This is a genomic window from Halomonas alimentaria, from assembly GCF_009902005.1.
Lineage (GTDB): Bacteria > Pseudomonadota > Gammaproteobacteria > Pseudomonadales > Halomonadaceae > Halomonas > Halomonas alimentaria.
In genome coordinates, this window is the sequence record NZ_WUTT01000001.1 from 2,878,855 (window position 1) to 2,892,888 (window position 14,034).

Here is a 14,034-nt window from a genome sequence, read left to right on the forward strand (position 1 = left end):
TAGAGTGACGAGAAAGATTCTCGTGGGACGACAGCCAAGGGAGAGACCGATGGATGCGATGACGCTGCTGCATGAACGCAGCTCCATGGGCAAGCTGATGGGGCCGCCGCCCGACACCGAGCAGCTCGAGGCCATCTACCGGGCGGCGCTGCGTGCGCCGGACCACAAGGAGCTGCGCCCCTGGCGCTTCATCGAGTTCTCCGGCGAGGGCCGCGAGCGCCTGGGCGAGCTGTTCGCGGAGGCGGACTACCGCGAGGACCCCCACGTCGGCGACGCCGCCCTGGACGCCGCCCGCAAGAAGCCGCTGCGCGCGCCCATGGTGATCGCGGTGATCGCCAGGGTCACCCCGGACGTGCCCAAGGTGCCGAAGATGGAGCAGGTGATCTCCGCCGGCTGCGCCGCCCACGCCATCCTGCTCGCCGCCCACGCGCTGGGCCTCGGCGCCATGTGGCGCAGCGGCAAGTACGCCTTCGATCCGGTGGTGCGCAAGGGGCTGGGGCTCGAGGAAGAGGACGAGGTGGTGGCCTTCATTTACCTGGGTACCTTGGGTGGGCGCCACAAGCCGATCCCCGAGCACGATATCGAGGGCTTCGTGGAGCGCTGGCGCTGAGATGCGCGGGGTCGGCGTTCCCCATCCGCGCCTCCCGCTGCCGTCCCCCGGCGGCGAGGATGACCCCGCCGAGTTCCTGACCTGGCTCGGCGAGGCGATTCCCATGGTGGCCCATCTCGGCATCCGCGAGATGCGCCGCGACGGCGCCCGACTCACCTGGGAGCTGGCCCTCACCCCCAGCCTCAACGACAAGGGCACCGGCTTCGGCGGGGCCCTGGCCGCCCAGACCACCCTGCTCGGCTGGTGCTGGACCACCCTCTGGCTGCGTCGTCACGGGCTCTCCCGCGATGTCGTGGTGGCCGAGGCGACCCAGCGCTTCCTGGCCCCGGTGACCGGCGACTACCGTCTGGAGTGCCTGCCCGAAGACGAAGCGGGGCCCGAGCGCCTCAACACGCGGCTGGCCGACAAGGGCCGCGGGCGCATCGCCCTGGTACAGCGCCTGTGGTGCGGCGACACCCTCTGCCTGGAGGCGCGCGGCGATTACGCGGTACTGCCAGCGACTTGATGCAGGTCAAGACAGTGTTATAACCCATTGTAAAAATTTCATGACTTGTGACAAGCTTTCCCCCGGTTCATCCTGGGGTAATCCTGTTGCCATCCACCTCACCCACTTTCCTCGGCACGCGGCCGCATGTCTCGCGTGCCCGTGCGTTTGTGCTCTACGGCGCCGTGCTGGTCGTGACCGGCCTGGTGATGGGCTGGTCCCTCAGGAGCGGGACGCTCCAGTTATCTTCCTGTGGCCCTGGCACCGACGCCTATCCGGCGCTTGCCGATTGCAGTCTGCAGCAGATCCTCTGGCATCAGGTCGCCCTCCTGGGAGGAGGCTGGCTGTTCCTGGCCCTGGTGGGCCTTGTCGCCCTGCGCCGGCACCTGAGCCTGCTGGCTGCCAAGGACCGCCTGCGCGAGGAGACGAGGCACCGCGCCGAGGCCCAGCGGCGTGTCGAGGAGAGTGCCGCGGAGCTCAAGATCGCCGCCATGGCCTTCGATACCCATCTCGGCATGTTCATCACCGATGCCGCTGGGCGGGTGCTGCGTACCAACCCCACCTTCAGCCGTATTACTGGCTACGCCGCAGATGAGGTCAAGGGCCGTAACCCCAGCATGTGGGCCTCCGGTCGTCACGATTCCACCTTCTATACCGAGATGTGGCAGACCATTGCCGCCGAGGGCAGCTGGCAGGGGGAGGTATGGAATCGGCGTCTACCCCCAGTGGCTGACCATCAGCGCCATGCGCGGCGATATGGGCGAAGTCCGCCACTACGTGGCGACCCTGAGCGATCTGTCCGAGGCCAAGGCGGCGGAGTCCACCATCCAGCGCCTGGCGTTCTACGATCCGCTGACCGGCCTGCCCAATCGTCGCCTGTTGCTCGACCGCCTGGGGCAGGTGATCAGCCACACCCGGCGCCGCAATCACTACGCCTCCCTGCTGCTGGTGGGTCTGGACAACTTCAAGGCCTATAACACGACCCTCGGGCACGCCAGCGGCGACACCCTGCTGCGCCGCCTGGCCGAGGTGCTGCGTGACAGTCTGCGCGAGAGCGACACCCTGGCGCGCTGGGGCGGTGACCAGTTTGCCCTGCTGGTTCAGGACCTGGGGGACGAGCCGGCCCACGCCGCCCGGGGGGCCGAACGGCTGGGGGAGAAGCTGTTACGCGAGATCGCATGCACAGCGGGTGGCGGCGACGAGAGCCTGCCACTCACGGCCAGCATCGGTATCTCGCTGTTTCATGACGACGACCTGGATGGCGCCGAGGCGATTCAGCAGGCCGAGCTGGCCATGTACGAAGCCAAACGCGAGGGCGGTGCGGCGCTGCGTTTCTTCGACCATGCCATGCAGGCCAGCGTGACAGAGCGTGCTCATCTTGAGGCCGATCTGGACCGGGCCCTGGAGGGCAGCGAGCTGAGGCTCTTCTACCAGCCCCAGGTCGATACCACGGGCGTCACCGTGGGGCTGGAGGTGCTGCTGCGCTGGGAGCACCCTGTTCGCGGCATGGTCTCGCCCGGGGTGTTTATCCCCCTGGCCGAGGAGAGCGGCCGTATCGTGGCCATCGGTGGCTGGGTGCTGGAGAGCGCCTGTCAGCAGCTGGCGCAATGGGCCGAACAGCCACGGCGACGGGATCTGACCATTTCGGTCAACGTCAGCCCGGTGCAGTTTCGCCAGGCGGGTTTCGTCGACAGTGTGCGCGAGATCCTGGCGAGAAGCGGTGCCGATCCGCGCCATCTGGTGCTGGAAGTGACCGAATCGCTGTTCCTGCAGGATCCGGAGCAGGCCCGCGATACCATGCTGGCACTCAGCGCGCTTGGTGTGCGCTTTGCCCTGGACGATTTCGGTACCGGCTACTCGTCGCTTGGCTACCTCAAGCGTCTTCCCCTCGACGAGCTCAAGATCGACCAGAGTTTCGTACGGGATCTGCTCGAGAGTTCCGCCGATGCCGCCATTGTCGAGACCATCATCGCCCTGGCCGACAGGTTGGGGATGCGGGTGATCGCCGAAGGCGTGGAGACCGAGGAGCAGGCGAACTGGCTGCGTGAGCATGGCTGCCGGCGCTTCCAGGGTTACCTCTATGCGCGGCCGGCGCCGTTGGTGAGCGGCAAGGAGGCCCTGCCAGGGTTTCCGAGCTGACGACTTCCCGGCTGACGGTGGGTATAGGTCAGCGGCCGTAGCGGGACAGCATCGCCTCGGGCTCCAGCGGCCGGGCAAACAGGAAGCCCTGTAATTCGTCGATGCCCAGCGAGCGCAGCCACTTGGCCTGTTCCGGTTCCTCGACCCCTTCGGCCACCACCGCCAGCCCGAGGTGGCGGGAGAACTGCACCATGGCAGCATAGGCCTCCCGGGCCCGGGGATAGCGGTCGGCGCCCAGCAGCAGGCTGCGGTCCATCTTGATCGCCGTGAAGGGCAAGCGCTGGATTAACTGGAAGGAGGTGTTGCCGGTGCCGAAGTCGTCCAGCGCCAGCCGCACGCCGTGGGCCCGCAGGTCGTTCATGTGCCGCTCCACCGCCTCCAGGTCACGGAAGTCGGAGTGCTCGGTGACCTCCAGCTCGATCATCGCCGCCGGTAGCGACAGGGCCTGCAGGCGTTCCAGCAGGCGGCGCCGGAAGGCCGCCTCGGCCAGGGTCGCCAGCTTGACGTTGATGGCCAGGCTGCCGAGCCCGGGCAGCCGCGGCCTGGCGGCGGCCAGCCAGGCGAGGCTCTCCTCCATCACCCAGTGATCCAGCCGCGAGGCCAACCCGAGAATCTCCGCCACCGGCAGGAACTCGCCGGGAGAGATCTCGCCCAGCACCGGGTGATGCCAGCGCAGCAGCACCTCGGCGCCACGCAACTCGCCATCGGCCGCGGCCACCTTGGGCTGCAGCACCAGCCGCCACTCGCGGCCGGGGTCGTCGATCAGCCCCTCCAGGGCATCGGAGAGCTGCCGGAAGCGGGTGGCGCGCTCCCGGTCGACCGGCTCGACCCGGATCAGCGGCTGGCGCCAGCCCTGGCGCTCGAGGCGAAACAGGCCATCGTCCAGGGCGGCGCGGCACTGGGGGAAGTCTGCCTCGCTGCCGGGCAGGCGCAGCAGGCTGGCGTACCAGGCCAGGCGACGCATGCCGCCATCGTCGCTGGCATGTCCCAGGGAGGTGAGCATCCGGTCGACCAGAGGCTCGGCCTGCTCGCGATCGTGGAGCGGCAGGAAGCCAATCACCCCCAGGTCGGCGTTGAGGTAGAGTCGACCCGTGCGCGGCAGCAGGGTGCGCAGGGTGCCGAGCTGCTCCCGGAACAGCGCCTGGGCGGCGGGCAGGCCGAGGTGCTGGCGGTAGTCACGCAGCCCCGGCGAGACAAGCGCGAACAGCCAGCCGCCGGCGTGGCGACGGCATAGCGCAGGCAGTTCGCTCTCCAGCACCTGGCGCGTCGGCAGGCCGCTGGCCGGGTCGATAGCCAGCCGGCGCTGGGCGCGCCGGGCGCGCCGCCGCGACAGCGCCATCAGCAGCAGGGCGGCGAGCAGCATGACGGTGACCGCCGCTCCCCCGCGGACCAGCAATGAGATCCGGCTGTCGGCACTGGCGATGGTGCCTTCCACCGCTAGCCACTCGATGGAGTCGCGATGGGCCTCGGGCGTGCGCTGATAAAAGCTGGCATGTAGGGCATAGCGCCCTACACCCACCTCCTGAAGCGACGGCAGTGCCTCGAAGGCCGGGCTGATCAGCGACTCTAGGGCCAGCCTACCCAGGCGCCGGGTGTCGAGCAGGGCGCCCCCGGCACAGCCCAGCGTCACCTGATAGGGCAGGTGACAAAAGACCCGCACCCCACGCTCGCCGAGCCGCTCCAGCCACTCCCGGGAGCCGGGGTAGAGGTCCTGGGCACCGGTGGTATGGCCCTCCACCAGGTAGACGCGCGTATCGGCCGGCAGGCGCTCGAGGGCTGCCAACACGCTCGCCGGGCGCCAGTCCCACAGCACGCTGGCGCTGCGGACCCCAGGCTCCTCGGCCACGCTGTCGAGGAAATGCTGGGTCAGGTAGCGCCCGCTGCTCTCCTCGTCGCCCAGCACCAGCAGCGACAGCGGTTCGCCGAACAGATCGCGCAGGAAGGTCAGCGATTGCCGTTCCACCGCGCGGGTCACGATCACCCGTACGCCGCGCTCGGTGGCGCGGGCGAGCAGCTCGGGGTCATTGATGCCGATCGCCACCACTCGCTCGGGGTGATGTAGGGCGCCGGGGTAGCCGAGGTAAAAGCGCAGGGCGGCATCATCGATCAGTAGCACCCGCTCGGCGGGAGCCACGGCGCGGCGCTCGGCGAGGCGGCGGCGCTCGATGTCGAAGGCGGTCTCGAGGCCCAGCCGGCGGGCGTCCAGATAGTCGACGTCCAGGCCCTCGTCCCAGCCGAGCTGTATCGCCGCCTCTTCGATTCGGTCGACCAGCTCGTCCGACCAGGGGCTGCCCCGGTGGTAGGAGGCGAGCACCTGGATGGCATCGCCCGTTGCTTCGGCATCGGGTTGCGCCTGGGCTGTCGGCCCCAGGCTTCCGGCCAGCAGCAACCAGGGAGCGCCCCAGCGGGTCAGTCGGCGCAGGCCCCTGTGCATCAGGCCACCACCAGTCGGTCGCGGCCGTTCTCCTTGGCGCGGTAGAGCGCCTCGTCGGCGCGCTGCAGCGCGCTTTCCAGCGTCTCGCCGGGCTGGGCCAGGCAGGCGCCCACGCTGACGGTGACACCGCCACCTGGGTAACGGGCCTGCTCGGCGACTTCCCGGCGCAGGCGGGCGGCGATTGTCATCAGGTCGTCGGCCTCACAGGGGGTCAGCAGCACCAGGAATTCATCACCGCCCCAACGTGCTGCGTGGTCGTAGCCGCGCAGGCCGGCCTCCAGTACCCGCGCCACCTCGCACAGTGCCTGGTCGCCGGCGGCATGGCCGGCGCCATCATTGATGTCCTTGAAGCGATCCAGGTCGAGCCAGATCAGGCCGAAGGCGAGGTTGTCGCGGGCCGCCCGCGCGGTCTGCTCCTCCAATAGCAGGGTCATGCCCCGGCGATTGAGTAACCCGGTCAGCACGTCGACTCGGGCCAGGCGCTCCAGCTCCTCAGTGCGCTCGCGTACCTTGGCTTCCAGCGCCTCGGTGTGGCGGGTGACCTCGTCGGCCATGTCGCCGAAATGGCGGATCAGCTGGCCCATCTCGCCGCTACCGCGGGGCAGAGAAACCTCGCGGCGCCCCTCGCGCAGCGCCCCCATGGCCTGCCTGAGCGAGGCCATGGGGCTGAGCAGCTGGCGGTGTAGCGCCCAGTAGAACAGCAGCAGTGCCACCAGCAGAAAGGCGATCAGCAAGCCTAGCGCCGGCACGAAGCTGGCCACCGGCATCACCTCGTCGAGGTCGAGCAGCGTGACCTCGAACCAGCCGATGCTGGCCAGGTAGGCGATGCCGGCGAGGTGGCGTTTGCCGTCCACGGTGACGAAGTCGGTGATCACACTGGGTTGCTCCAGCGGGGCGTCGCGCAGGCGACGCATGCGCTCCATCACCCGCTCGCCGTCGCTGGGGAGGTCGAACAGCAGGTCGAGGGTGCGCTTCTGCCCCTCGGGCTTGACGAAGCTGGCGAAGTCGATGAAGCGTGGATCGCGGTAGAGCTGGATGGCGCCGTTGACGTCGGCAAACAGGGTGGTGATGCCGCGCTGATCGATGTCGATGATCTGCTCGAGGATGTTGCCGAGCTCGATGCCGGTGCCTACCACGCCGAGGATCTCGCCCTCTTCGTCGCGCATCAGCACGTCGATCCACAGCTGGGTGATACCGAGCTCGACGTCCGGGTTGACGTTGAGGTGGAAGTCTCGCCCCTCTTCGATCAGCTGATAGAACCAGGCGTCGGCGGGGCGGTTCTCGCGCAGGTGGTAGCGCAGCGGGTCCTCGCCGAATTCGTTCTCGGCGTTGTTATGGTAGTAGGCGCCGCTCTCGCGAAGGGCGACGAAGTAGTTGCGGTCGATGAAGTTGCGCCGGAAGCTCTCCATCTCGCTGATCGCCTGGGCGCGCAGCAGGGGCTCCTCGGGGTTTGCCGCCCAGCGCTTGAGCACCTGGGAGTTGGCGAGCTGGTGGGCGAGGGCGACCTCGCGCTCCAGCGGCTGCAGCAGGCGGGCGCTGTCGTATTGCACCTGCACCTCGGCTACCCGTCGTCCCCACTGCTCGACGATCCGCTCCGCCATGTACTGGAAGCTGAACCAGGCCAGCAGCGAGGCACCCAGCATCAGGGCCGCCGCCACCAGCAGGAAGCGCAGTTTCAGGCTCAAGAGAGGCTCCTTCGTTTCTCATCTGCAACGGCGTGGAGGGGATTCGGTATATCTTCAGGATACCTGCTATGCCGGTGACGGTATTCAGCGCTGGACGTGACGCTGTCAACGCGGAGGAAGATAGGCTTTGAGGAACTCCTCAGTGCTCCTCGAGGATGGCCCGCAGCCCTTCGAGGGAGAGGATGGTCAGCTCTCGCGTGGCAATCTGGATCACCCCCTGGCGCTGGAAACGCCCCAGCACACGACTGACCGTCTCCAGAGCCAGGCCGAGGTGGCTGCCGATGTCACCGCGGGACATGGCCAGGCGGAACCGGTAGCGGCTGCAGCCGCGCTGCTGGAAGCGTTCGGAGAGCCCCAGCAGGAAGCCGGCCAGGCGCTGCTCGGCGGTGCGTCCGGACATCAGGCAGAGCTGGCGCTTCTCGCCGCGCAACTCGCGGCTCATGCGATGAAGAAGCGACTCACTGAGGGAGGGGTTGTTGCAATACAGCTCGCTCAGGCGCGCATAGGGCAGCTCACAGACGAAGGTGGTTTCCATCGCCACCACCGAGGCGGGACAGTGAGATTCGCCGATCCCTTCCAGGCCCACCGTTTCACCCGGCAAGTAGAATCCCACCACGTGTTCCAGTTCCTGGCCCAGCGGCCTGACCACCTGCTTTAGGCTACCGCTGCGCACCAGATAGAGGCTGGTGAAGGCATTGCCCTGGGTGATCAGGGATTCACCACGCTTGAGCGGGCTGGGCTGGTCGAGCATCGAGTCGAGCCGCTCCAGTGCATCCGCGGAGAGGTCCTGAGTCAGGCAGACCCCATGCAGGCTGCAGACGTCACACTGGGCGCCCGGCAAACGGGTGCCGGGGTCCTGTTCGGTGGCGGTCATCTTTCGTCCTTGGATGTTGCCGATCAAACCTTGACCCAGGTCAGCCTAGCCCACCATGGCGAAATTTAATAGGCGGATAGGCGTGCCCAGGCAGGTGGCCTGCAAGGTAAAGCGGGTATGGGGTGGAGGGCAGCAACGCTAACGCGCCTTGCGGGCCCGCTTGCGTGTATACATCTCGGCATCCGACAGCTGCAGCAGCGTCATGGCATCGGTATCACTTGGCGTCGAGGTGATCACGCCGACGCTGGCCCCGGGATACTGGATGCGCTCGCCGCAGACTCGGAACTCGCCGGCGGTCAGAGCCTCCAGCGCCGCCTTGAAGGCGTCATGCTCGGCCGATGGATGCTCGCCTGCCTGGCGCACGATCACGAACTCGTCGCCGCCGAAGCGTGCCACCAGGTCGTCGGCCTGACACCCGCCGACCAGGCGGTGGGCCATCTCGATCAGGAAGCGGTCCCCCGCGTCGTGGCCATGTTGGTCGTTGATCGCCTTGAAACCGTCCAGGTCGATGAAGGCTACATGCAAGCGGCCACCGGCGCCCGCCGACTGCTCGAGGCGCCGCGTCAGCTCCTGGAGCAGCGCGCGGCGATTGGCGATGCCGGTCAGCGGGTCGGTGTTGGCATGCTGGGCCAGGGTGCGGTTCTCGCTGACCAGCTGGCGCAGCAGGCGTTCGCTGTCCACGTAGCGGGCGATCAACTCGGCGAAGGTGTCCAGCGTCTCCATTGCCTCCGCCGACACCTCGATGGCCTGGTCGCTGGCCGCGCAAAGGGTGCCCAGCAGCGTCTCGTCGCCCAGGCGGATCGGTTGGCTGAGGTAGGTCTGCAGGCCGAGCTCGCGCGCCGCCTCGGAATCCCCCCAGCAGCTCGCCACGTCGGCGGTGTAGCGCTGCCCCTCGAGGATCGCCCGGCGGCAGAGGGTGTCCTCCCAAGGCACCGACAGCCCCTCGGGCAGTTGCAGACTGCCGCTGTTGCGGGCATACAACACCCGCTGCACGCCGGCCTGTTCGTCGATCAGCGTGAAGTAGGTGGAGTGCAGCCCGGTGACCTCCTCCGGCAGGCGTAGCAGCGGGCGTATTACCGCCTCCGGGCGCGCGCCGAGTACTGGCGTCTGCAGCAGCGACTGCGGGTTGACTCGGTCGTTCATTCGGCCTCCTCGGAATCCGTGGGTGTCGCAGGGCCGAGCCACTCTTCGGCGAACGCTTCGGCGGCGAGCGGACGGCCGAAGTAGTAGCCCTGGGCCTCGTCGCAGCCCATCTCGGCGAGCGCCTCGGCCTGCTCGGCGGTCTCGACCCCTTCCGCCACGGTCTTCATGCCCAGCGCCTGGGCCATGGCGATGACCGTGTCGACGATGGTGCGGTCGTGCGGGTTTGCCAGCATATGCCGGACGAAGGACATGTCGATCTTGAGCGCCTGGGCGGAGAAGCGGCGCAGGTAGGCCAGCGACGAGTAGCCGGTGCCAAAGTCGTCGATGGCCAGGGTGAAGCCCGCCTTGCGCAGTGCCTGGGTGATGACCACCGCCTGCTCGGGGTCGCGCATGAAGTCGCTCTCGGTGAGCTCAAGGGCGATGGCGGTGGTGGAGAGCCCGGCGGTCAGGCGCTGGATATGCTCGGCCAGGTGAGGGTCGGCGAACTGCTGGGCCGAGATGTTGAGCGAGAGCCGGCCGGGCAGCGTCAGCCCCTGTGCGCCCCAGGCCAGCAGCTGGCGGGTGGCCTGCTCCAGCACGCGGTCTCCCAGCGGGCGGATCAGCCCGCGCTCCTCGGCCAGGGGAATGAACTCGCCGGGGCTGACCCAGCCCCATTGGGCATCCTGCCAGCGGCACAGCGCCTCGGCGCCGGTCAGCTCCCCCGTGCGCAGGTCGATCTGGGGCTGGTAGTACAGCGCCAGGCGGTCCTCGCGGATGGCCTCGCCGAGGCGCTCGGTCATCTGCTGGCGGCGCTCCAGGTCGCGGTGCATGGAGGCGCTGAAGGGGCAGACCCCATCGTCCTCGCGCTTGGCGTGATAGAGCGCGATGCTGGCCGCCTTGAACAGCTCTCCCGGCGTTCGCGCATCGCGCGGGTAACCCGCCAGGCCGATTGAGACCCGCAGCGAGAAGGCGTGGTGCTCCAGATAAATGGGCCGTGCGATGACCCCGCGCATGCGGGCCACGCACTGTTCGATGCGTTCCGGGGTGGCATCGGGAACCAGCAGGGCGAACTCGTCACCAGAGAGCCGCGACAGCGCTTCGCCCGGCGCCACCGAGCGCTGCAGGCGTCCCGCCAGGGTGGCCAGCAGGCTGTCGCCCAGCTGGTGGCCGTGGAGGTCGTTGATCTCCTTGAAGCGCCGGATGTCCAGCAGCAGCAGGCCCAGGGGCTTCAGATCACGCTCGGCTACGTCGCGCATCGCCACCAGGTCCTCCATGAAGCGCACGCGGTTGGCGAGCCCCGTGGTACCGTCGAAATAGGCGAGCTGGCGCATGCGCCGATGATCCTGGCGACGCTCCACCTCCGCGGCGGCGCCGCTGGAGAGGATACGCAACACCGAGGAGGCGAAGCCGTTGGTCTCCGGCGGTTCCCGGTAGAGCACCACGATGATGCCCACCGGCTCACCCTGGGTGTTGTCCAGGCGCCGACCGATCCAGGCGGCCTGCTCCTCGGCCAGGCCCGGCCAGCGCAGCGGCGGATCCGCCTGCTCGGCACATTCTGGCGTCGTCATCAGCGCCGTGAAGGGCGAGGCCGAAAGGTCGAAGGCGTGGTTCTCCAGGCGCCCGCCATCGCCCACCGCGCTGACGGTGGTGAGGTGGCAGGGCGCGACCGAGGCCGTGCCCTGTCGTCGGGAACCCTGCTGGGTGAAGGTGGCGATGAAGCCGGCATCGGCCTCGAGGATCTCCACCAGGTGGCGCACCAGCTTATGGAAGTAGCCGTCACCGATGCGTGTGGTGATCGCTGCGGCCACTCGCGCCACGGCATCCTGCACCCGCTGGGCCTCGTACTGCTCGGTGATGTCGCTGATGAAGCCCTCCAGCACCGTCACCTCGCCCTCGGCGTCGTAGAGCGCCTGGCCCTGCTCCAGCATCCAGCGCCACTGCCCGTCGGCGATGCGTAGCCGATAGACGACCCGAAAGGGGCTGCGAGCGGCGACGCCTTCCTCGACGGCGGAATCCACCTTGGCGCGGTCCAGCGGATGGATCAGCGCCGCGTAACTGACCTCGCGGTTGTGCAGCAGCGCCTCTGGCCGATAGCCGGTCAGCGCCTCGGCGCCCTGGCTCACCACCAGCATGGTCCAGTCGGCGTCGTTCAGGCAGCGGTAGGCCATGCCGGGCAGGTGGTTGAGCAGCGTCTCGAGACGGCGCTCGCTCTCGCGGGCCACCGCCTCGCTCCTCTGCAGCGCCTGGCTGGTCTGGCTGCGCTCTATCTGGGCGCTCGCCTGGGCCGCGGCGATATGCAGGATCTCGGACTCGAGGCCCGCCAGCTGCATGAGGCGATTGTTGAGTACCGCCAGCAGGCCCAGCGGTCGGCCGTCCATGGCGAAGAGGGGGAGGCCCAGATAGCTCTCCGCCCCGAGCCGCTGCAGCAGCTCGTCGTCGGGGAAGCGCCGCTGAACGCCTTCGGGATAGAGGCAGGCCTCCTGGCCCGCCACCGTCTCGCAGGGCGTGCCGGTCAGGTCGTAACTGAGGTTGGGTGCCAGCCCGCCCTGCGACCACACCGCCAGGGTGTGCGCGCGATGATCGTCGCCGACCCGGGCCACCAGCACGTGGTCCACGTCGAGGATCTCCGCCAGCTTCGCCACCAGGGTGACGAAGAAGGTATCGCCGGTGGCGCGGCTCATCCCGTCTGCCAACAGCCGGAAGGCGGCTTCGGCGGTCACGCGGGCTTGCATCGCTTCATCCTTGTTCCAATGGCACTCCAAGCACACGACCACCATAGCATTTCGGCACAGTGTGCAAGGTGAAGCTTACTTCGCCTCCGCGTCGTCCGATTGATGCCTGGGCTGCCATCCAATGGCTCTCTGGCCTATCTGTCAGGCCCCGTGTGATGGCGTTACCGGAATCGTCCATTGGTCTCAGTACGATCTGCCATGTAGGCAGGGATTGCCCCGGCTCCGCTGCCTTACGCCTGGCATATCCATGTTTGGCTATGCTTTTCAATACATTGATTTTATGGGGTTTGATTTAGGGTTTTTCTGTACTTACCGAACGAGTGAGGTATGCCCTCCAACTCCCTCGGTATTGGCCGAGCCGCTGAGGCAGCGATCACACTTGCCGGTCACGTCATGCGGACTCAGGTGAAGATCATGTCGCAAACCACCGGCGCGGCCGAACGGACGCCCTAGACCGAAGCGGCTGCCTTCAAGCCATTCTCCCTCGTGCTGGGGCTCGTCATTGGCCTGGGGGTGTTCTTCCTGCTGCCCGAGTCATTGGCCGTCAACGCCCGTATCGTGGCGGCCATCGCCATGCTGGTGGCCACCTGGTGGATGACCGAGGCCATCCCGATCCCTGCCACCTCGCTGCTGCCACTGGTGCTGTTCCCTTTCTTCGACATCGCCTCGGTGGGGACCACGGCCTCACCCTATGCGCACAGTATCGTCTTCCTGGTGCTGGGCGGGGTGCTGCTCGGCCTGGCGACGCAGCGCTGGAACCTGCATCGACGCTTCGCCCTGCTGACGGTGCTCACCGTGGGCACCAGGCCCGCGCAGATCGTCTTCGGGCTGATGTTCGCCAGCTGGTTTATCACCATGTGGGTCAGCAACACCGCCACCGCGGTGATCATGGTGCCGATCGGAGGCTCCATCATCGCCCTGGTGAAGTCGCTGGGGAATGGTGAGGACACGCCCAAGTTTTCGGCCGCCGTTCTGCTGGGTATCGCCTACGCCATCACCATCGGCTCCATGGCGACACTGATCGGTCAGCCGCCCATGGCGCTGATGCGCGCCTACATGGAAGACACCCATGGCCTGTCCATCGGCTTTGGCCACTGGATGCTGATGGGCGTGCCGTTCTCCGCCACCATGCTGGTCCTGGCGTGGTTCGTGCTGAACAAGATCGTGTTCCGTGCCGAGGTCGAGGACATCAAGGGCGGCAGGCAGATGATCGAGTCCGAGCTCAAGGCCATGGGGCGACTGACCCCGGAAGAAGGGCGGGTGCTGATGGTCTTCGCCGGGGCGGTCTTCTGCTGGGTGTTCCTGCCGCTTATCGCGAGGATTCCTGCGGTGCAGGGCGCGCTGCCGTGGCTCTCCAACATCAACGACACCAGCGTGGCGATCCTGGCCGCGATCCTGATGTTCGTGATTCCGGCCTCCAGGGGGCAGGGCGCGCTGCTGGAGTGGACGGCGACCCGGGACGTCCCCTGGGGCGTACTGATCCTGTTCGGGGGTGGCCTGACCCTGTCAGCGCAGTTCACGGCCACCGGGCTGAGCGTCTGGATTGGCGAGAGCGTCTCGGGCCTGTCGGGGCTCCCGCCGATCATGATCCTGGCCGTCACCGCCATCGTGATCATCCTGCTCACGGAGCTGACCAGCAACACGGCCACGGCGGCGGCCTTCTTCCCGATCATGGGGGCCATTGCCGTCGGGCTGGGTATCGAGCCCTTCCTGATGACCATCGTGGTGACCTTCGCCGTCAGCTGTGCCTTCATGCTGCCGGTGGCGACACCCTCCAACGCCGTCGCCTTCGCCACCGGGGACCTGCCGATCAAGAACATGATCCGTGCCGGCATCTGGCTCAATGTGATCGGCCTGCTGGTGATCATGGTGGCGCTCTACACCATCGTGCCACTGGTCTTTGACGTCTCGTTCTAACCCGATCAGCGCTGCTCTCGACGGCGCCCTTGCGGCG

10 protein-coding genes and 1 pseudogene are annotated in these 14,034 nt (G+C 67.7%); 5 read left to right on the forward strand and 6 right to left on the reverse strand.

Going from position 1 to position 14,034, the window contains the following annotated elements; translation table 11 throughout:
• The first annotated feature begins 49 nt into the window (after positions 1–49).
• Positions 50–610, forward strand: coding sequence for a nitroreductase family protein (locus GRB96_RS13610; protein WP_161432634.1), 561 nt, complete (start codon positions 50–52; stop codon positions 608–610).
• A 1-nt stretch (position 611) separates the two neighbouring features.
• Positions 612–1,115: a YiiD C-terminal domain-containing protein gene (locus GRB96_RS13615; RefSeq protein WP_161432635.1), complete on the forward strand. Its 504-nt coding sequence runs from the start codon at positions 612–614 to the stop codon at positions 1,113–1,115.
• A 221-nt stretch (positions 1,116–1,336) separates the two neighbouring features.
• Here GRB96_RS13615 and GRB96_RS15545 read toward each other — a convergent pair whose 3' ends face one another.
• Positions 1,337–1,603, reverse strand: a complete 267-nt coding sequence (locus tag GRB96_RS15545) for a hypothetical protein (RefSeq protein ID WP_170293760.1) — start codon at positions 1,601–1,603, stop codon at positions 1,337–1,339.
• 6 nt (positions 1,604–1,609) lie between these two features.
• On the opposite strand from GRB96_RS15545, the pseudogene GRB96_RS15850 reads away from it, so the two are divergent.
• Positions 1,610–1,750: pseudogene (locus GRB96_RS15850) on the forward strand (PAS domain S-box protein); the annotation flags it as partial.
• 100 nt (positions 1,751–1,850) lie between these two features.
• On the forward strand, positions 1,851–3,233 hold the full coding sequence (locus GRB96_RS13625) for a putative bifunctional diguanylate cyclase/phosphodiesterase (protein ID WP_161432637.1): 1,383 nt from the start codon (positions 1,851–1,853) through the stop codon (positions 3,231–3,233).
• Positions 3,234–3,261: 28 nt separating this feature from the next.
• On the opposite strand, the gene GRB96_RS13630 is transcribed toward GRB96_RS13625, so the two are convergent.
• The 5 genes from GRB96_RS13630 to GRB96_RS13650 all read right to left on the reverse strand — a co-directional run bounded on the left by GRB96_RS13630 (position 3,262) and on the right by GRB96_RS13650 (position 12,080).
• Complete coding sequence (locus tag GRB96_RS13630; protein WP_161432638.1) at positions 3,262–5,667, reverse strand: EAL domain-containing protein; 2,406 nt, start codon at positions 5,665–5,667, stop codon at positions 3,262–3,264.
• Positions 5,667–7,352, reverse strand: coding sequence for a sensor domain-containing diguanylate cyclase (locus GRB96_RS13635; protein WP_161432639.1), 1,686 nt, complete (start codon positions 7,350–7,352; stop codon positions 5,667–5,669). Before GRB96_RS13635 ends, GRB96_RS13630 begins: the two co-directional genes overlap by 1 nt.
• Before the next feature lie 139 nt (positions 7,353–7,491).
• Positions 7,492–8,226 (reverse strand): helix-turn-helix domain-containing protein, encoded by a 735-nt coding sequence (locus GRB96_RS13640; RefSeq protein WP_161432640.1) that lies wholly within the window; start codon positions 8,224–8,226, stop codon positions 7,492–7,494.
• A 138-nt stretch (positions 8,227–8,364) separates the two neighbouring features.
• Positions 8,365–9,369, reverse strand: a complete 1,005-nt coding sequence (locus GRB96_RS13645; protein WP_161432641.1) for a GGDEF domain-containing protein — start codon at positions 9,367–9,369, stop codon at positions 8,365–8,367.
• On the reverse strand, positions 9,366–12,080 hold the full coding sequence (locus GRB96_RS13650) for an EAL domain-containing protein (RefSeq protein WP_161432642.1): 2,715 nt from the start codon (positions 12,078–12,080) through the stop codon (positions 9,366–9,368). Before GRB96_RS13650 ends, GRB96_RS13645 begins: the two co-directional genes overlap by 4 nt.
• Before the next feature lie 486 nt (positions 12,081–12,566).
• Between GRB96_RS13650 and GRB96_RS13655 the strand changes: the two genes are divergently transcribed.
• Positions 12,567–13,997: an SLC13 family permease gene (locus tag GRB96_RS13655; RefSeq protein ID WP_338074043.1), complete on the forward strand. Its 1,431-nt coding sequence runs from the start codon at positions 12,567–12,569 to the stop codon at positions 13,995–13,997.
• The last annotated feature ends 37 nt before the right edge of the window (positions 13,998–14,034 follow it).